This is a genomic window from Rugamonas rubra (assembly GCF_900114705.1).
Classification (GTDB): domain Bacteria; phylum Pseudomonadota; class Gammaproteobacteria; order Burkholderiales; family Burkholderiaceae_D; genus Rugamonas; species Rugamonas rubra.
Genome location: NZ_FOTW01000029.1, coordinates 1 through 15,446, shown reverse-complemented (window position 1 = coordinate 15,446; position 15,446 = coordinate 1). Strand labels below are relative to the sequence as shown.

The window sequence follows — 15,446 nt, the reverse complement described above, 5'->3', positions numbered from 1 at the left end:
TCAGCCCCTAATTACTTCTTCTTGGTTTCTTTAAGCTTAACCACTTCGTCCGCATAGCGAACGCCCTTGCCCTTGTATGGCTCAGGGGAGCGGTAAGCGCGAACTTCGGCGGCGACTTGGCCCACCTGCTGGCGATCGATACCCTTGATCAGGATTTCGGTCGGCGTTGCAGTGGCGCAGGTCACGCCGGTTGGCATCGCGTGGACGACAGGGTGCGAGAAGCCCAGGGACAGATTCAGCTTGTCGCCTTGTGCTTGCGCCTTGTAACCCACACCAACCAGGTTCAGCTTTTTCTCGAAACCCTTGGTGACGCCGGTGACCATGTTGTTGACCAGGGCGCGCAGCGTGCCGGACATGGCATTGGCTTCGCGGCTGTCATTGGCCGGGGCGAAATTCAGGGTTCCTGCGTTGTTTTCTACCGTCACCAGACCGTTCAGGCTCTGGGTCAGGACGCCCAGCGGGCCCTTGACGGTGATCGCTTGTGCGGAGATGGCGACTTCGGCGCCAGCTGGCACAGCGATTGGCATTTTAGCTACTCGAGACATGTGTAACTCCTTATGCGACGTAGCAAATAACTTCGCCGCCGACACCGGTAGCGCGTGCTTTGCGGTCAGTCATGACGCCTTGCGGAGTCGACACGATCGCCACACCCAAGCCATTCATCACAGTAGGGATCTCGTCTTTGCCCTTGTAGACGCGCAGGCCCGGACGGGACACGCGCTCAAGGCGCTCGATGACGGGACGGCCAACATAATACTTCAAACCGATCTTCAGTTCCGCCTTGCCACCAGCTTCGGCGACGGCGAAATCTTCAATGTAACCCTCGTCCTTCAGGACGTTGGCAATCGCAATTTTGACTTTCGACGATGGCATGGCCACGGTCGTTTTTTGCACGCCCTGGGCGTTACGAATGCGGGTCAGCATATCGGCGATAGGATCGCTCATACTCATTGCATATTCTCCTATTACCAGCTTGCTTTAGTCATACCCGGGATCTCACCACGCATGGCGAATTCACGGAGCTTGATACGACCCAGACCGAATTTACGGAATGTGCCGCGAGGACGACCGGTGATGGCGCAGCGGTTACGCTGGCGAGTCGGAGCGGAGTTACGTGGCAGCGCCTGCAGTTTCAGGCGAGCTTCGTAACGCTCTTCTTCCGACTTCGACTGGTCATCAATGATGGCCTTCAGCGAAGCGCGCTTGCCGGCAAACTTGTTTGCCAGGTCGACACGTTTCTGCTCACGATTAATCAGTGCGAGTTTTGCCATGATCTCAGTTTCTGAACGGGAATTTAAAGGCGGCGAGGAGTGCTTTCGCTTCGTCGTCGGTCTTGGCGGTGGTGGTGATCGAAATGTTCATACCACGCAGCGCATCAATCTTGTCGTACTCGATCTCAGGGAAGATGATCTGTTCCTTGACACCGATGTTGTAGTTGCCACGACCGTCGAACGAACGACCGGACACACCACGGAAATCGCGCACGCGCGGCAGGGCCACGGTGATGAAGCGATCCAGGAACTCGTACATGCGAGCGCCGCGCAGGGTGACCATGGTACCGATCGGGTAGCCTTCACGGATTTTGAAACCCGCGATTGCTTTACGCGACTTGGTGGTCACTGGCTTCTGGCCGGCGATCTTGGTCAGATCGCCAACAGCGTGCTCAAGGACCTTCTTGTCAGCGATAGCCTCACCAACACCCATGTTCAGGGTGATCTTGGTCAGACGTGGAACTTCCATTACCGACTTGTAACCAAATTTCGTGGTCAGGTCGGCAACGACTTTATCTTTATAGAACTCTTGGAGACGTGCCATGATTTCTTAAGCCTTCACTACTTCGCCGGACGATTTAAAGACGCGGACTTTTTTGCCGTCCACTTCTTTGAAACCAACACGGTCTGCCTTGCCAGACGCTGCATTGAACAATGCAACGTTGGACACGTGAATCGGCATTGTCTTGTCGACGATACCACCTTGAACGCCAGTCATTGGGTTAGGCTTGGTCGCTTTTTTGGCGACGTTGATGCCTTCAACCACGACGTGCTCAGCATCGATACGCTGCTGTACCACGCCACGTTTGCCCTTATCTTTCCCGGTCAGAACGATGACTTCGTCGTTTTTACGAATCTTATCCATTACGACTCCTTACAGGACTTCCGGTGCCAGGGACACGATCTTCATGAACTTTTCAGTGCGCAGTTCGCGCGTGACTGGTCCAAAAATACGGGTACCGATCGGTTCCAGCTTGGCGTTGAGCAGAACAGCAGCGTTGCTGTCGAACTTCACCAGGGAACCGTCTTGGCGGCGAACACCTTTAGCGGTGCGCACAACCACGGCGTTATAAATTTCACCTTTTTTGACACGGCCACGTGGCGCAGCAACCTTAACGGTTACCTTGATCACGTCGCCGATGCCAGCATAACGGCGCTTGGAGCCGCCCAATACCTTGATGCACATGACTTCTTTGGCACCGGTATTGTCAGCCACTTCGAGCCGGCTTTCAGTTTGAATCATAGTATTCTCTTTCCCAACTTAAGCCGAAGAATCCACACAATGTAGACCCGCGGTCAGTCTTGGTCCCGCCAGTGGCGCCCGTGGGGCCCCGCTGTTTGGGTGCTTGACCTTCGTACTGCACTGACCGCTGGTGCTACCGTCTGTGACCAGACACTTTGCGGCGTTACATGAACGAAGCCCGCAAGTATTACATACAATTTGCGGGCTTGCAAGAACTAATTAAAAACACCCCGCGCCGTTGCCGGAGCGGGGTTTTCCTAATTAAACGATTTGTGCGGCTTGCACCACACGAGTCACGGTCCATGCCTTCGTTTTGGAGATCGGGCGACCTTCCTGGATCTCGACCGTGTCACCGGCTTTGACCTGGTTGGTTTCGTCATGCGCGTGATACTTGTTCGAGCGCATGATGATCTTGCCGTACAAAGGATGCTTGACGTGACGTTCGATCAGAACGGTAACGGTCTTGTCCATCTTGTCGGACACCACTTTACCGATCAGCGTGCGCTTGAGCGGCTTTTTCACTGGTTCGGTCATTTGGCTTCCTTGATGTTCATTACCGTCTTTACACGCGCGATGTCGCGGCGTACCTTCTTGAGCTGCGAAGTGTTGCTCAGCTGCTGCGTAGCGATTTGCATACGCATGCCGAACTGTGCCTTCAACAGGTCATTCAACTCTTTTTGCAGAGCTGCCTGGTCTTTGCCGCGGAGTTCAGTTGCTTTCATAATTCAACTCCAATTATTGGCCAACTTGACGCACGACGAAGGTCGTGGCCAGTGGCAGTTTAGCGGCGGCAAGACGGAAAGCTTCCCGTGCCAGCGCTTCGTCCACGCCGTCCATCTCGTACAGGACTTTGCCTGGCTGGATTTCAGCGACGTAGTACTCTGGATTACCCTTACCGTTACCCATACGGACTTCGGCAGGCTTGTTCGAGATTGGCTTGTCCGGGAACACGCGGATCCAGATACGACCGCCACGTTTGATGTGACGGGTCATGGCGCGACGTGCTGCCTCGATTTGGCGTGCCGTGATACGACCACGGGCAACAGCTTTCAGACCGAATTCGCCGAACGACACGGCGGTGCCGCGGCTGTGCGAAATACCGGTGTTACGGCCTTTCTGCTCTTTACGATACTTTCTGCGTGCTGGTTGCAGCATGATTATTCTCCTGCTTTCTCAGCTGGCGCAGCAACGACGGCCGGTTTAGCGGCGGTACGCACACGTGCACCTGGTGCTGTGGTTGGTTTCGCACCGGCGCCGGCTGGACGCGGACGGCCAGCTGGTTTGCCGTCGTCACGACGTGGACCGCGGCTTTTCTTCTCGTCCGGCGGGGTGTCGATGACTGGTGCGTCGCCGTTCGGCGCGCGGTCACCCTTGTACACCCACACCTTGACACCGATGATGCCGTAGGTGGTCGACGCTTCGCTGGTACCGTAGTCGATATCGGCGCGCAGGGTGTGCAGAGGCACGCGACCTTCGCGATACCACTCTTTACGAGCGATTTCGATACCGTTCAGACGACCCGACGACATGATCTTGATGCCCAGGGCACCCAGACGCATGGCGTTCTGCATCGCGCGTTTCATGGCGCGACGGAACATGATGCGTTTTTCCAGCTGTTGGGCGATCGAATCGGCGATCAGCTGCGAGTCGATTTCCGGCTTGCGGATCTCTTCGATATTGACGTGTACCGGCACACCCATGATTTTGGTCAGGGCCGCTTTCAGCACTTCGATATCTTCGCCTTTTTTACCGATGACCACGCCCGGACGCGAGCTGTAGATCGTGAAGCGCGCGTTCTTGGCAGGACGCTCGATGACGATGCGGCCAACCGAAGCGTTCTTCAGTTTGGTTTTCAGGTAGGCGCGTGCTTTCAGATCTTCGTTGAGCATGGCAGCGAAATTACCGTTGCCAGCGTACCAACGCGATGCCCAGTTACGGGTAACCGAAAGGCGGAAGCCTGTTGGATGTATCTTCTGTCCCATCGTGACTCCTTAGTTGCCGACAGTCACGAAAATGTGACAGGATTGCTTCGAGATACGATCACCCCGGCCTTTAGCGCGTGCAGTAAAGCGCTTCAGGATCGGGCCCTTTTCGACGTAGATCGTTTTCACGAACAGTTCGTCGATGTCCGCGCCATCATTGTGCTCGGCGTTGGCGATAGCCGACTCCAGAACCTTCTTGATGATGGTCGCGCCCTTTTTTGGGCTGAATTGCAGAATGTTGAGCGCAGCGTCAACTTTCTTGCCGCGGATCAGGTCAGCGACGAGGCGACCCTTTTGATCCGACAAGCGCACACCTTTGAGGATAGCTTTGGTTTCCATTATTTCTTCGCCTTCTTGTCAGCGGCATGGCCCTTGAACGTGCGGGTCAGCGCGAATTCGCCGAGCTTGTGACCAACCATGTTCTCGGAAACGTACACGGGAACGTGCAGTTTGCCGTTGTGAACAGCGATCGTCAGGCCGATGAAGTCAGGCATGATGGTCGAACGGCGGGACCAGGTTTTGATTGGCTTTTTGTCTTTGATCGCTTGCGCGGCTTCGACTTTTTTCACCAGGTGGGCGTCACAAAACGGCCCTTTTTTCAATGAACGTGTCATGTGCTACCCCTTATTTCTTGCCGCGGCGCGAGACGATCATGGAAGTAGTACGCTTGTTACGGCGTGTCTTCTTACCCTTAGTCTGTTGGCCCCAAGGCGAAACTGGATGACGACCAGCTGCTGTTTTACCTTCACCACCACCGTGCGGGTGATCGACCGGGTTCATGACCACACCGCGAACGGTAGGACGAACACCGCGCCAGCGCATCGCGCCGGCCTTACCGATTTTACGCAGGCTGTGTTCGGCGTTGCCGACTTCACCCACGGTGGCACGGCACTCGATGTGCACGCGACGCACTTCACCCGAGCGCAGACGCACTTGAGCGTAGGTGCCTTCGCGGGCCATCAGGACGACGCCGGCGCCGGCGGTACGGGCCATCTGGGCACCCTTACCTGGCAGCATTTCGACGCAGTGCATGATGGTACCGACCGGGATGTTGCGGATCGGCAGGCAGTTGCCCGACTTGATAGGCGCTTCCGAACCGTTCATCACGCTGTCGCCAACGGCCATGCCCTTGGTAGCGATGATGTACTGGCGCTCGCCGTCGGCGTAGCACAGCAGAGCGATGTTCGCGGTGCGGTTTGGATCGTATTCGATCCGTTCCACTTTCGCTGGAATACCATCTTTCTGGCGCTTGAAGTCGATCAGGCGATAGTGCTGCTTATGACCACCGCCGATGTGGCGGGTGGTGATGTGGCCGTTGTTGTTACGACCAGCAGTTTTGGATTTTTTCTCAACCAGAGCAGCGAACGGACGACCTTTGTACAGGTCTGGGTTCACCACTTTTACCATGCCACGACGGCCTGGCGAGGTTGGTTTCATCTTAACGAGTGCCATTATTTAGCCTCCTCGGAGAAGTTGATTTCCTGGCCGGGCTTCAGGCACACGAAAGCGCGTTTGGTATGGTTGCGACGGCCGGTGTGGGCACCGGTGCGCTTCTGCTTACCTTGGCGGTTGGCTGTCTGAACCGACAGAACCTCAACCTTGAACAACAGTTCAACGGCTGCTTTGATTTCTGGCTTGGTCGCATCCTTGGTGACACGGAATACGATCTGCTCGTTCTTTTCCGCGACCATGGTGGCCTTTTCGGAAATGACCGGAGCCAGCAGCACCTTCATCAGGCGCTCTTCGCTAAATTTCAATACCGCGCTCATGCCAGCATCTCCTCAATCTTAGCCAGTGCAGCTTTGGTGACCAGGATCTTCTTGTAGAACACCAGGGACATTGGATCTGCGTGACGTGGTTCAACAACCAGCACGTTCGGCAGGTTGCGCGATGCCAGCAGCAGGTTCTCGTCCAGCGTGTCGGTGATGATCAGCACGGAGTCGAAACCCATACCGGTCAGCTTTTGCGACAACAGCTTGGTCTTTGGCGCTTCGATCGTCAGATCTTCGATGATCGTCAGACGGTCTTCGCGGGCCAGCTGGGACAGGATCGAGCAGATACCTGCGCGATACATCTTTTTGTTCACTTTGTGGGTGAAGTTCTCGTCAGGCGAGTTCGGGAAGATCCGACCACCGCCGCGCCACAGTGGCGACGACGACATACCAGCACGAGCGCGGCCGGTACCTTTTTGGCGCCATGGCTTTTTCGTCGTGTGGTGAACTTCTTCACGGTCTTTCTGTTTGCGGTTACCGCCGCGTGCGTTCGCCTGATAGGCGACGACGACTTGGTGGATCAGCGCTTCGTTGTAGTCACGACCGAAAATGGTATCGGCGGCGGCGACGTTCGAGGCGGCTTGACCTTGCGCGTTCAAGAGCTTGAGTTCCATCGTTTAAGCTCCCTTCTTGGCTTTGGTTTTGACGGCTGGCGACACTACGACCTGGCCATTTTTCGCGCCTGGAATCGCACCCTTGACCAGCAGCAGCTGGCGGTCGGCGTCGATACGAGCGATGACGAGGTTCTGGATCGTACGGTTAACGTCACCCAGGTGACCGGTCATGCGCTTACCAGGGAAAACGCGACCTGGATCTTGCGCCATACCGATGGAGCCTGGAACGTTGTGCGAACGGGAGTTACCGTGGGTAGCGCGGCCGGAACCGAAGTGGTAACGCTTGATGACGCCAGCGTAACCTTTACCAATCGTAACGCCTTGGACGTCGACCTTTTGGCCGACTTCGAACAGGGAAGCGGCAACGACATCGCCGGCTTTCAGTTCTGCTGCCTTGGTGGCGTCGACGCGGAACTCTTTCAACAGAGTACCGGCTTCAACACCAGCTTTGGCGTGGTGACCAGCAACAGCCTTGGTCACGCGGGAAGCGCGACGTTGACCGAATGCGACCTGAACAGCGGAGTAACCGTCTGTTTCAGGAGTTTTGATTTGCGCAACACGATTGTTCGATACGTCCAACACGGTGACAGGAATCGAATCCCCTTCGTCCGTGAAAATGCGCATCATACCAACCTTGCGACCGAGGAGGCCTAGGCTCATTTTTTCTCCATTCCCACCTGCGATTGGGCGGGGCTTGTTTAACTACAAAGTAACGTATGAACTCAAAAAGGGCGAATCCATACCGAAGCCGGCTAGTGTATCCCGAAAAGGGTCTTGACGCAACAACTTAATACGGGGTATGTGGCGGCGGCGTGGCGGCGCAGGCGGGCGCGGGCGGCGGCAGGGGAGATCGGGCGGAAAGGCAGGCGCGGCGCGGCCGCGGCCGCGCCGCAGGGGGCGCGAGGAGCACCCCTCGTCCGGCCCCGCCGCGGGCGCCGGACGCGGGGCCGGCAGCCGCTACATGCACTCGCCGTAGCACTCCAGCCTGAGGGCGCGGCACTCAGCGGCGCTGCTGTATTGCAGGCAGGAGCGGTATTGCACATCGCACTGGTAGGTGCAGGGCGTCGAGGCGACGGCCATCGAGCTGCCCAGTCCGAGGGCGAAGAGGAACAGGGCCAATTTGGTTTTCATTGCAGTCTCCTGGTGGTAGGACCGGGTGCGCGACGGCGCCCGGACGGGAGGGGGCGGCGGCGCCGCCCCGGCTCCAAAACGACGCCGCCGCGAAGCGGACGCCGGCTTACTGGCGGTAGCAGTCGCCCACGCAGGCGCTGCGGATGGCGCCGCACGAGGGCTGGCCGTTGGCGCGGCACTGGTTGTAGTCGTAGGTGCACTGGTTCAGGCAGGTGTTCAGGTTGGGCTGGGCCCAGGCCATCGAGCTACCCAGGCCCAGCGCGAACAGGAACATACGGATTTTCAGCTTCATCTTCTCTCCAAGTGGCTGCGCGGATGGCGACTGCGGCGCCGCCATGCCGCGCCACGGCGGCGACGCTGCTTGCTACGGCTTCGGCTACACCATGTCGGGACAGCCGGCGTCGCACTCCTCGCGCCATTGCTGGCACGGCAGGCCTGTGCCGAAGCCGACGCACTGGCGGTAGTTCTCGGCGCACTGCTTGTAGCAGGCGTACACCGGGTCGTTGGCGTAGGCGCTCGAGGCGCCCAGGCCGAGGGTGAACAGGAACAGCGACAACTTCAACTTGTTCATTTTTTCGGTCCCTTCAGTTGCTGCGCTCGGCGCCGGACTACAGGCCTTCGCAGGTGTCCAAGCAATCGGAAAGCTGCTGCAGGCAGGCCTCGTTCGGTTCCGGCGTCAGGATGCCGCCGGTGCAGCGCTTGTAGGCCTTTTGGCACTGGGTTTGGCATTGGTGCTGCGGGGTTTCGGCGTACACGGTCGCGCTGCCCAGGCCGAGTGCGAACACAAACAGCATCAGTTTGGCTTTCATGGTGCTTCCTCCAAGTCAGTTGGATAGACAACGGGGTGATGGGCCGGCACGCACGCGCCGGCCCCGGCTTGCTCTTACTCGTCACGCAGGCAGAAGTGGCGGCACGCGGTCAGCGTGTCGTTGCACTGCGGGCCGCCGTTGTGGCTGACGCAGTAGCGCCATTCGGCCTGGCATTGGTTCAGGCACCAGTTGCCGCCGGCGTAGGCGGTGGCGGTCGAGCCGCCCAGGCCGAGGGCGAACATAAACAGGGACAGTTTCAGCTTCAGCTTCATCGATCATTCTCCAATCGTGGGTTCAAACGCGGCAGCGGGCCATTGGGAAGTGGTGCTCAGTTATGGTTGGAGCAGTCGGCGCGGCACTGATACAAATCGTCTTTGCATTGCAGACTGCCCGGGTGCTTCGCCAGGCAAGCCTGATACTTGAGGTCGCACCGGTTGTGACAGTTCGGGTCGGCGTTGGCCAGCGAGCAACCCAGGCCGAGCGCAAACAGGAACAAGGCAATTCCCTTTTTCATCTTTTGTAGTCCTTAAAAAGGTCGAATCGTAGCGACAATGGCGGCCGCTGCGGCGGCCGCCGCGATGCCTATTCGGCGCCGATGCACTCTTCCCGGCACTGTTGGCGCTCGGCGGCGCAGACCTCGCTCGGCTGCGACTTCAGGCAGTACTTGTAGACGGCGTTGCAACCCTGCAGGCACTCCCAGTTGGGCGGGCGGGCGTTGGCGGCGGAAGCGCCCAGGCCGAGGGCGAACAGGAACAGCGACAATTTCACTTTCATGGTGCGTCTCCAGATGGCAAATCGGACGGACGGATACAGGCCGGGCGCGCCGTCCGCACGCCCTGCCCGCCACAGCGGTGTTGCGATGTGTTCTAGCGGCTCAGGCGCCGGGCTTGCTGGCGCGCTTGAGCGCGTCCTCGATGGCGGCCTGGTTGAAGCCGGCGATGCGGCGGTTGCCGATCAGGATGACGGGCACGCCCTCGCCGTCGAGGCGTTTGAACTCCTCGCGGGCCTTGCTGGAGTCCTCGATGTCGAAGTCGGCGAAGGCGATGTTCTGGCCGCGCAGATAGTCGCGTGTCTTGGCGCAATAGGGGCAGTGCTTGGTGCCGTAGACCACCACCTGGGTCTTGGCGTCGGGGAAGTAGGCGGCGTAGTTGCCCTCGGTGTAGGGCGATTTGAGCCACTGCGGGGCGTGCACGGCGACGTAGCCGGCGCCGAGGCCGGCGCCGAGCACCAGCAGATAGGAAACGGTTTGCTTCAGTTTCTGGATCAACATGTCGACTCGGCCTTGTTTCCGATGGAGAGACCGCCAATGGGCGTGCCGGTGCGGCGCGCGGCGGGAACATCAGGGCGCGCTCCGATCGGGAACCGCCCTGCCCTCGCCGATTTCGCCTACCTATATGAAATCGGCATATCAATATTACCTAAAATATACTTTTAGTAAAGATATATGAATTCGAGTTGCGTATTTACTACGCCGGCCGCGCGCGGCCGGAACCGATCACAGGGCGTCGCAGGCGTCTTGGCAATAGGTGAGCTGCTCGATGCACCAAGGGTCGGGGGCGTCCGATACCGGCCCGTTGCAGCGCTCGTAGGACCTGTTGCAATCGGCCAGGCATTGGCCCCGTGGCGTGTCGGCATACACCGTCGCGCTGCCGAGGCCGAGGGCGAACATGAACAAAAGTGGCTTGATCTTCATTGCGGACTCTCCAAAGTTGACGATGTGGACTTGCTTGCAGGTGCTGCCGGAGCGCTGCTCGACGTGCGCACCGGCACGCCGGCGTCCAGGCAAAAGCTGCATGGGCATATGAAGTTAACATAGGAGAATTACCAAAACAATACTTTTAATAAATAGGTATTGTTGATGGTTGCGAAATTGGTACGCTCTTCGCGGCGGACCGGCAAGAACCAAAAAAAAACCAGGCACGGCGTGCCTGGTTTTTCAGCCCTCGAGTTGCCGAGGAATTAGAACGAGTAGGACGCGTTCGCCGCGAAGGTGCGCGGCTGCAGCAGATAGTCGGTGCGACGCCATGCGACCGGCGAATCCTGATGCAACAAGTTGTTGATGTAGAAGCTCAACTTGACGTTCTTGATGCCCGAGTAGGTCACGCTGTAGTCGACCGTGGTGTTGCTGCGCACCCGTTCGCAGGCCGACATGTTTTCGGCGGAAACCTTCTGCGTGACGCAGTAGGTCGGCGACGCCTCGTTGTTGTTGGCATAGCCGCCGGTGTAGTTGACCGTCACGCTGTTGTCGAAGTCGCCCGATTTCAGCGAGCTGCGCAACTTCATGTTCAGGCGCGCCTCGCCGTCGTAGTTGCCGACGGTGCTAGGGCTGTAGGCGTTGTCGGAGACGCTGAAGTTCTGGTAGTTCAGGGCGTAGGCACCCTCGAGCTTGACCTTCACGTCGCCGATGTCCTTCAGCGTGAAGCGGCTGGTGATGTCGAAGTCGAAGCCGGAAGCACGCGTCTTGCCGGAGTTGACATACGGGTTGTACACCAGGCCCAGCTTGCCGACGCCCTGGAAGTTGGTGGTGTTGCCCGGAGCGTACTTCTTGACCAGCGCCAGGAAGTCGTTGTCGGTGCCGCTGTTGTCGACGCGCAGCAGTTGGCCGGCCGGCAGCGAGGCCTCGCCCTTCAGGATGTCGACGGTGGCGCGGGTGCCGATTTCGTCCTTGCGCTCGATGTTGTAGTAATCGAGTGCGAAGGTCAGGTTCTTGATCGGCTCGAACACCAGGCCCAGCGTGTACGAACGCGAGGTTTCCGGCTTCAGGTCGGGGTTCGACTTGACGAAGCCCGGCAGCGAGCCCGAGCAATCGTTGCTCTGGTAGGTGTTGGCCAGTTGCTTGTCGCTGGTGGTCGCGCTCGGCGAATCCTGCACCAGCTTGTTCAGCGCGGCGGCGGTTGGGCAGCGGCGCGGGTCCTCCACCTTGGTGGAGACCGAACTACGGCCCAGACCGTTGCCCGATTCGACGATGTTCGGCGCGCGGAAGCCGCCGGCGGCCGTGGCGCGCAGCAACAGCGAGTCGGTGGCATTGACGCGCAGGCCCAGCTTAGGCGAGAGGTGGGCCTCGGTGCCGCTGGTCTTGTCGGCGCGCAGGGCGGCGCTCAACTCGACGCGCTTGATCACCGGGATGGTGGCTTCGCCGAACACGGCGTACTGGCTGACGCGGTCCTTGACCTGCAGGCCGAAGATGCCGACCAAGTCGCCGTTGAGCACGTTGTCCGAGCTCTTCATTTCGTAGGATTCGCGACGCAGGTTGGTGCCCAGCGCGATGCTCAGCGGACCGGCCGGCAGTTGCGCCACTTCGCCCGTGACGGTGGCGTCGAAGAAGGAGATGGTCGACTTGCCCTCGGTGGTGCGGACCGGGAACATCGACTCGAGCAGGGCCGGATCGTTTTGCTGGCCGAACTTGTAGGTGCCGTTGACGATCGCATCGGTGTAACCCTTGGCGCTGGCGGCGCGGGTCGACTTGCTGGCCGACGAGGTCATGTAGCCGACCGCCGATTTCCAGTCGAAGTCGCCGAGCGTGCCGTTCAAGGCCAGCATGGCGCGGGTTTGGTCCGACTCGGTGCGGTTGAAGTTGAAGCCGTTGCCGGTGTCCATCAGGCGGGCGCGGAACTCGGTCGGCGTGCTGTACGGATTGTTCGGATGGCCGACCGGCAGTTTCGGATAGAAGAACGGGCCGACCATCTTGCCGCCGACGGCGTTGTACCAGATGTTGCTGGTGGTGGTGGCGACGCCCAGGTTGGTGTGCAGCGGCGCGACCAGATACTCGTTGGTGGCGCCGGCGGTGGTGATCTCGAAATTGGCGTCGATGTCCTTGCCGATTTTGAAGTGGGTGTTGCTGACGGCGGCATAGCGCTTGTTGTTCGTGTTCAGGCCGGTGTACGGAATGACGTCGAATTTGCACTGCTTGTCGGCCGGATCGATCTGGTCGGCCGGGCAGCCGGGCGCGGCGACGATGTTGGTCGCGCTGCGGAAGTAGTTGCCGGTCGGCGAGTAGGCGCTCTTGGCGTCCCAGGTCGAGTGGCTAGGCGTCTTGCGGTACCAGGCCGGGATGCTGTTGGCCAGCTCGCCGGTGGTGTAGCCGTCGCGCTTGTAGCCCTCGAAGGTGATGTAGGTGTTGAAGCCCTGCTTGTCGATGTCGCCGTAGCCGTAGATGGCCGAGGCGCTGCGGTTGCGGCGGTCCTGGAAGCCGTCGGTGGCCTCGTAGTTGACCGACACCTTGCCGCCCTCGAAGTCCTTGCGCAGGATGATGTTGATGACGCCGGCGATGGCGTCGGAGCCGTAGATGGCGGAGGCGCCGTCCTTCAGGATTTCGATGCGCTCGATGGCCTCGGCGGCGATGGCGTCGAGGTTGGTGAAGTTCTGTTGCGCGCCGTCGGACAGGCCGTAGGGGGCGATGCGGCGGCCGTTGACCAGCACCAAGGTGGCGACCTTGCCCAGGCCGCGCATGGCGACGCCGGACGAGCCGGTGGCGAAGCTGCCCGAACTGGCCGTGGTCGAGCTGATGTCGGTGCTGATCGCGCTCGACGACATCAGGATGCCCAGGGCGGTGTGCTCGCCGGTGCGCTCGATGTCGCCGCGGCTGAGGATCTGGATCGAACCGGCCGCCTCGGAGGCGGTGCGCTTGATGCTACTGCCGGTGATCTCGATGCGTTGGATTTTTTGCTCGCCGGCGGCCGCTTGTTGCGCCGAGGCGTAGGGCGAGAACGCCAGCGTCAATGCCAATGCGATGGCGCTTTTCTTCAAAACAGGTAAATGACTCAAGACTACTCCCGGGTGAATTTTTTTATAAAAGTTCCGCGTGTTCACCAAGGTCTTCTTGTTGTAAAAGGGGCCTGGCTTTTCACGCAACTCTGGAATGTCTCACATCACTACGGAAAACGAAAGACTTTCAGCTTGATATTCTCGATATTCCTTGATTTGGAAGGAACTCTGTTGCTTTTTGGAACGGAGGGCCCGCTGCACCGGTGGCGCCATGAAAAAAGGGGCCGGGCGAGTTCGCGATGCGAACCGGCCCGGCCCCTTCTTGAACCGGCGGGACACCCCGCCGGCTCGGCAATGATTATTGCAGTTTGATTTCGACGTCAACACCAGCTGGCAGGTCCAGCTTCATCAGCGCGTCGACGGTCTTGTCGGTAGGATCAACGATGTCCATCAGACGCTGGTGGGTACGGATCTCGAACTGGTCGCGCGAGGTCTTGTTGACGTGTGGCGAACGCAGAACGTCGAAACGCTGGATGCGGGTTGGCAGGGGTACTGGACCCTTGACCACGGCGCCGGTGCGCTTAGCGGTTTCGACGATTTCCAGAGCGGATTGGTCGATCAGCTTGTAGTCGAAAGCTTTCAGACGGATACGGATTTTTTGATTTGGGGTCGACATGGTATTTCCTTAAAAGAACGAACCGCGGCGGCTGGCGCGCGGCAATAAGTAAAAAAACTACCTTGATACTGCTAGGGACGACATGATAGCACCAAAATGCGCGCCGTTCTCAGCAGCTCGATAAAAAAGGGCAGCGCCGCGAGCGGCCCTGCCCTTTTCATCTATCGCTAGCTCTTAAAAATCAAGAATTAAGCAATGATTTTTGCAACAACACCGGCGCCGACGGTACGACCGCCTTCACGGATAGCGAAGCGCAGGCCTTCTTCCATGGCGATCGGGTTGATCAGCTTGACGGTGATCGACACGTTGTCGCCTGGCATGACCATTTCTTTGTCCGCTGGCAGTTCGATCGAACCGGTCACGTCGGTGGTACGGAAGTAGAACTGTGGACGATAGTTGTTGAAGAACGGGGTGTGGCGACCGCCTTCGTCTTTCGACAGCACATAGATCTCGCCGGTGAAGTGGTTGTGCGGCTTGATCGAGCCTGGCTTGGCCAGAACTTGACCACGCTGGACATCTTCACGCTTGGTGCCGCGCAGCAGCAGACCGACGTTGTCGCCAGCCATACCCTGGTCCAGCAGCTTGCGGAACATTTCCACGCCGGTGCAGATGGTTTTGACGGTGTCGGTGATGCCGACGATTTCGATTTCTTCGCCGACTTTGATGATACCGCGCTCGATACGGCCGGTCACAACGGTGCCGCGACCCGAGATCGAGAACACGTCTTCCACTGGCATCAGGAAGGCGCCGTCAACAGCGCGCTCTGGCGTAGGGATGTACGAATCGAGTGCTTCGGCCAGTTGCATGATGGCTTGCTCGCCCATTGGGCCGGTGTCGCCGTCCAGTGCCATACGTGCCGAACCTTTAACGATTGGCAGGTCGTCGCCTGGGAAATCGTACTTCGACAACAGCTCGCGCACTTCCATTTCGACCAGTTCCAGCAGTTCCGCGTCGTCGACCAGGTCGCACTTGTTCAGGAACACGATGATGTATGGAACGCCAACTTGGCGGGCCAGCAGGATGTGTTCGCGGGTCTGTGGCATTGGGCCGTCAGCTGCGGAGCACACCAGGATCGCGCCGTCCATCTGCGCTGCGCCGGTGATCATGTTTTTGATGTAATCGGCGTGGCCTGGGCAGTCAACGTGAGCGTAGTGGCGCGCTGCGGTTTCGTACTCGACGTGGGCGGTGTTGATGGTGATGCCGCGTGCTTTTTCTTCCGGAGCTGCATCGATCTGGTCGTATGC

General features: G+C 59.0%; 28 protein-coding genes. All 28 read right to left on the bottom strand.

The window, feature by feature from the left end; genetic code table 11:
* Positions 1-11: 11 nt before the first annotated feature.
* A complete protein-coding gene (rplF, locus tag BM252_RS25340) occupies positions 12-545 on the bottom strand; it encodes a 50S ribosomal protein L6 (protein ID WP_093390457.1) in 534 nt (177 codons plus the stop codon).
* Positions 546-555: 10 nt separating this feature from the next.
* A complete protein-coding gene (gene rpsH / locus BM252_RS25335) occupies positions 556-951 on the bottom strand; it encodes a 30S ribosomal protein S8 (RefSeq protein WP_008444325.1) in 396 nt (131 codons plus the stop codon).
* A gap of 14 nt (positions 952-965) precedes the next feature.
* Positions 966-1,271 carry a 30S ribosomal protein S14 gene (gene rpsN / locus BM252_RS25330; RefSeq protein WP_093390456.1) on the bottom strand — a complete coding sequence of 102 codons (306 nt, stop codon included), beginning with the start codon at positions 1,269-1,271 and terminating at the stop codon, positions 966-968.
* A gap of 4 nt (positions 1,272-1,275) precedes the next feature.
* Entirely contained in the window at positions 1,276-1,815 is a 540-nt protein-coding gene (gene rplE, locus BM252_RS25325) for a 50S ribosomal protein L5 (protein ID WP_093390455.1), read from the bottom strand.
* Between the two features lie 6 nt (positions 1,816-1,821).
* A complete protein-coding gene (gene rplX / locus BM252_RS25320) occupies positions 1,822-2,136 on the bottom strand; it encodes a 50S ribosomal protein L24 (RefSeq protein ID WP_093390454.1) in 315 nt (104 codons plus the stop codon).
* Positions 2,137-2,145: 9 nt separating this feature from the next.
* Positions 2,146-2,514, bottom strand: a complete 369-nt coding sequence (gene rplN, locus BM252_RS25315) for a 50S ribosomal protein L14 (protein ID WP_093390453.1) — start codon at positions 2,512-2,514, stop codon at positions 2,146-2,148.
* Positions 2,515-2,775: 261 nt separating this feature from the next.
* Positions 2,776-3,048, bottom strand: a complete 273-nt coding sequence (gene rpsQ, locus BM252_RS25310) for a 30S ribosomal protein S17 (RefSeq protein ID WP_093390452.1) — start codon at positions 3,046-3,048, stop codon at positions 2,776-2,778.
* Entirely contained in the window at positions 3,045-3,236 is a 192-nt protein-coding gene (gene rpmC, locus BM252_RS25305; RefSeq protein ID WP_093390451.1) for a 50S ribosomal protein L29, read from the bottom strand. The genes rpsQ and rpmC overlap by 4 nt, the downstream gene beginning before the upstream one ends.
* 13 nt (positions 3,237-3,249) lie before the next feature.
* Complete coding sequence (rplP, locus tag BM252_RS25300; RefSeq protein ID WP_093390450.1) at positions 3,250-3,669, bottom strand: 50S ribosomal protein L16; 420 nt, start codon at positions 3,667-3,669, stop codon at positions 3,250-3,252.
* 2 nt (positions 3,670-3,671) lie between these two features.
* Positions 3,672-4,496, bottom strand: coding sequence for a 30S ribosomal protein S3 (rpsC, locus tag BM252_RS25295; RefSeq protein WP_093390449.1), 825 nt, complete (start codon positions 4,494-4,496; stop codon positions 3,672-3,674).
* 9 nt (positions 4,497-4,505) lie between these two features.
* Positions 4,506-4,838, bottom strand: a complete 333-nt coding sequence (gene rplV / locus BM252_RS25290) for a 50S ribosomal protein L22 (protein ID WP_174900687.1) — start codon at positions 4,836-4,838, stop codon at positions 4,506-4,508.
* On the bottom strand, positions 4,835-5,110 hold the full coding sequence (gene rpsS / locus BM252_RS25285) for a 30S ribosomal protein S19 (protein ID WP_026133139.1): 276 nt from the start codon (positions 5,108-5,110) through the stop codon (positions 4,835-4,837). Before rpsS ends, rplV begins: the two co-directional genes overlap by 4 nt.
* A 10-nt stretch (positions 5,111-5,120) precedes the next feature.
* The gene (gene rplB, locus BM252_RS25280; protein ID WP_093390447.1) at positions 5,121-5,948 is read right to left on the bottom strand and encodes a 50S ribosomal protein L2; all 828 of its coding nucleotides are present in this window, start codon (positions 5,946-5,948) and stop codon (positions 5,121-5,123) included.
* Positions 5,948-6,265, bottom strand: a complete 318-nt coding sequence (gene rplW / locus BM252_RS25275; RefSeq protein ID WP_093390446.1) for a 50S ribosomal protein L23 — start codon at positions 6,263-6,265, stop codon at positions 5,948-5,950. The genes rplB and rplW overlap by 1 nt, the downstream gene beginning before the upstream one ends.
* Positions 6,262-6,882 (bottom strand): 50S ribosomal protein L4, encoded by a 621-nt coding sequence (rplD, locus tag BM252_RS25270; protein WP_093390445.1) that lies wholly within the window; start codon positions 6,880-6,882, stop codon positions 6,262-6,264. The genes rplW and rplD overlap by 4 nt, the downstream gene beginning before the upstream one ends.
* 3 nt (positions 6,883-6,885) lie before the next feature.
* Positions 6,886-7,542 carry a 50S ribosomal protein L3 gene (gene rplC, locus BM252_RS25265; RefSeq protein ID WP_093390444.1) on the bottom strand — a complete coding sequence of 219 codons (657 nt, stop codon included), beginning with the start codon at positions 7,540-7,542 and terminating at the stop codon, positions 6,886-6,888.
* Positions 7,543-7,839: 297 nt separating this feature from the next.
* Positions 7,840-8,013: a hypothetical protein gene (locus BM252_RS31230; protein WP_174900680.1), complete on the bottom strand. Its 174-nt coding sequence runs from the start codon at positions 8,011-8,013 to the stop codon at positions 7,840-7,842.
* A 106-nt stretch (positions 8,014-8,119) separates the two neighbouring features.
* The gene (locus tag BM252_RS25260) at positions 8,120-8,305 is read right to left on the bottom strand and encodes a hypothetical protein (RefSeq protein ID WP_093390443.1); all 186 of its coding nucleotides are present in this window, start codon (positions 8,303-8,305) and stop codon (positions 8,120-8,122) included.
* An 84-nt stretch (positions 8,306-8,389) separates the two neighbouring features.
* Entirely contained in the window at positions 8,390-8,584 is a 195-nt protein-coding gene (locus tag BM252_RS25255) for a hypothetical protein (RefSeq protein ID WP_093390442.1), read from the bottom strand.
* A gap of 37 nt (positions 8,585-8,621) precedes the next feature.
* The gene (locus BM252_RS25250) at positions 8,622-8,822 is read right to left on the bottom strand and encodes a hypothetical protein (RefSeq protein ID WP_093390441.1); all 201 of its coding nucleotides are present in this window, start codon (positions 8,820-8,822) and stop codon (positions 8,622-8,624) included.
* Between the two features lie 74 nt (positions 8,823-8,896).
* Positions 8,897-9,094 (bottom strand): hypothetical protein, encoded by a 198-nt coding sequence (locus tag BM252_RS25245; RefSeq protein ID WP_093390440.1) that lies wholly within the window; start codon positions 9,092-9,094, stop codon positions 8,897-8,899.
* A 56-nt stretch (positions 9,095-9,150) separates the two neighbouring features.
* On the bottom strand, positions 9,151-9,336 hold the full coding sequence (locus BM252_RS30500; protein ID WP_139236746.1) for a hypothetical protein: 186 nt from the start codon (positions 9,334-9,336) through the stop codon (positions 9,151-9,153).
* Positions 9,337-9,404: 68 nt separating this feature from the next.
* Positions 9,405-9,596, bottom strand: coding sequence for a hypothetical protein (locus BM252_RS25240; RefSeq protein ID WP_093390439.1), 192 nt, complete (start codon positions 9,594-9,596; stop codon positions 9,405-9,407).
* A 100-nt stretch (positions 9,597-9,696) separates the two neighbouring features.
* Positions 9,697-10,092, bottom strand: a complete 396-nt coding sequence (locus BM252_RS25235; RefSeq protein ID WP_093390438.1) for a glutaredoxin family protein — start codon at positions 10,090-10,092, stop codon at positions 9,697-9,699.
* A 225-nt stretch (positions 10,093-10,317) separates the two neighbouring features.
* Positions 10,318-10,515 carry a hypothetical protein gene (locus BM252_RS25230; RefSeq protein ID WP_093390437.1) on the bottom strand — a complete coding sequence of 66 codons (198 nt, stop codon included), beginning with the start codon at positions 10,513-10,515 and terminating at the stop codon, positions 10,318-10,320.
* A gap of 266 nt (positions 10,516-10,781) precedes the next feature.
* Positions 10,782-13,586 carry a TonB-dependent receptor plug domain-containing protein gene (locus tag BM252_RS25225; protein ID WP_245774441.1) on the bottom strand — a complete coding sequence of 935 codons (2,805 nt, stop codon included), beginning with the start codon at positions 13,584-13,586 and terminating at the stop codon, positions 10,782-10,784.
* 298 nt (positions 13,587-13,884) lie between these two features.
* Complete coding sequence (gene rpsJ / locus BM252_RS25220; RefSeq protein ID WP_038497056.1) at positions 13,885-14,202, bottom strand: 30S ribosomal protein S10; 318 nt, start codon at positions 14,200-14,202, stop codon at positions 13,885-13,887.
* Positions 14,203-14,390: 188 nt separating this feature from the next.
* Positions 14,391-15,446, bottom strand: a 1,056-nt coding sequence (gene tuf, locus BM252_RS25215; protein ID WP_093390506.1) for an elongation factor Tu, incomplete at its 5' end; no start/stop codon positions are given.

Excerpts from the sequence above, each read along its gene's own strand:
- rplW (WP_093390446.1), bottom strand. The coding sequence starts at position 6,265 with ATGAGCGCGGTATTGAAATTTAGCGAAGAGCGCCTGATGAAGGTGCTG.
- BM252_RS31230 (WP_174900680.1), bottom strand. The coding sequence starts at position 8,013 with ATGAAAACCAAATTGGCCCTGTTCCTCTTCGCCCTCGGACTGGGCAGC.
- rplX (WP_093390454.1), bottom strand. The coding sequence starts at position 2,136 with ATGGATAAGATTCGTAAAAACGACGAAGTCATCGTTCTGACCGGGAAA.
- rplE (WP_093390455.1), bottom strand. The coding sequence starts at position 1,815 with ATGGCACGTCTCCAAGAGTTCTATAAAGATAAAGTCGTTGCCGACCTG.
- rplN (WP_093390453.1), bottom strand. The coding sequence starts at position 2,514 with ATGATTCAAACTGAAAGCCGGCTCGAAGTGGCTGACAATACCGGTGCC.
- rplB (WP_093390447.1), bottom strand. The coding sequence starts at position 5,948 with ATGGCACTCGTTAAGATGAAACCAACCTCGCCAGGCCGTCGTGGCATG.
- rplC (WP_093390444.1), bottom strand. The coding sequence starts at position 7,542 with ATGAGCCTAGGCCTCCTCGGTCGCAAGGTTGGTATGATGCGCATTTTC.
- rpsC (WP_093390449.1), bottom strand. The coding sequence starts at position 4,496 with ATGGGACAGAAGATACATCCAACAGGCTTCCGCCTTTCGGTTACCCGT.
- BM252_RS25245 (WP_093390440.1), bottom strand. The coding sequence starts at position 9,094 with ATGAAGCTGAAGCTGAAACTGTCCCTGTTTATGTTCGCCCTCGGCCTG.
- BM252_RS30500 (WP_139236746.1), bottom strand. The coding sequence starts at position 9,336 with ATGAAAAAGGGAATTGCCTTGTTCCTGTTTGCGCTCGGCCTGGGTTGC.
- rplF (WP_093390457.1), bottom strand. The coding sequence starts at position 545 with ATGTCTCGAGTAGCTAAAATGCCAATCGCTGTGCCAGCTGGCGCCGAA.
- rplD (WP_093390445.1), bottom strand. The coding sequence starts at position 6,882 with ATGGAACTCAAGCTCTTGAACGCGCAAGGTCAAGCCGCCTCGAACGTC.
- rpsQ (WP_093390452.1), bottom strand. The coding sequence starts at position 3,048 with ATGACCGAACCAGTGAAAAAGCCGCTCAAGCGCACGCTGATCGGTAAA.
- BM252_RS25255 (WP_093390442.1), bottom strand. The coding sequence starts at position 8,584 with ATGAACAAGTTGAAGTTGTCGCTGTTCCTGTTCACCCTCGGCCTGGGC.
- BM252_RS25230 (WP_093390437.1), bottom strand. The coding sequence starts at position 10,515 with ATGAAGATCAAGCCACTTTTGTTCATGTTCGCCCTCGGCCTCGGCAGC.
- BM252_RS25240 (WP_093390439.1), bottom strand. The coding sequence starts at position 9,596 with ATGAAAGTGAAATTGTCGCTGTTCCTGTTCGCCCTCGGCCTGGGCGCT.
- rpsH (WP_008444325.1), bottom strand. The coding sequence starts at position 951 with ATGAGTATGAGCGATCCTATCGCCGATATGCTGACCCGCATTCGTAAC.
- rpsJ (WP_038497056.1), bottom strand. The coding sequence starts at position 14,202 with ATGTCGACCCCAAATCAAAAAATCCGTATCCGTCTGAAAGCTTTCGAC.
- BM252_RS25235 (WP_093390438.1), bottom strand. The coding sequence starts at position 10,092 with ATGTTGATCCAGAAACTGAAGCAAACCGTTTCCTATCTGCTGGTGCTC.
- rplP (WP_093390450.1), bottom strand. The coding sequence starts at position 3,669 with ATGCTGCAACCAGCACGCAGAAAGTATCGTAAAGAGCAGAAAGGCCGT.
- BM252_RS25250 (WP_093390441.1), bottom strand. The coding sequence starts at position 8,822 with ATGAAAGCCAAACTGATGCTGTTTGTGTTCGCACTCGGCCTGGGCAGC.
- BM252_RS25260 (WP_093390443.1), bottom strand. The coding sequence starts at position 8,305 with ATGAAGCTGAAAATCCGTATGTTCCTGTTCGCGCTGGGCCTGGGTAGC.
- rpsN (WP_093390456.1), bottom strand. The coding sequence starts at position 1,271 with ATGGCAAAACTCGCACTGATTAATCGTGAGCAGAAACGTGTCGACCTG.
- rpmC (WP_093390451.1), bottom strand. The coding sequence starts at position 3,236 with ATGAAAGCAACTGAACTCCGCGGCAAAGACCAGGCAGCTCTGCAAAAA.
- rpsS (WP_026133139.1), bottom strand. The coding sequence starts at position 5,110 with ATGACACGTTCATTGAAAAAAGGGCCGTTTTGTGACGCCCACCTGGTG.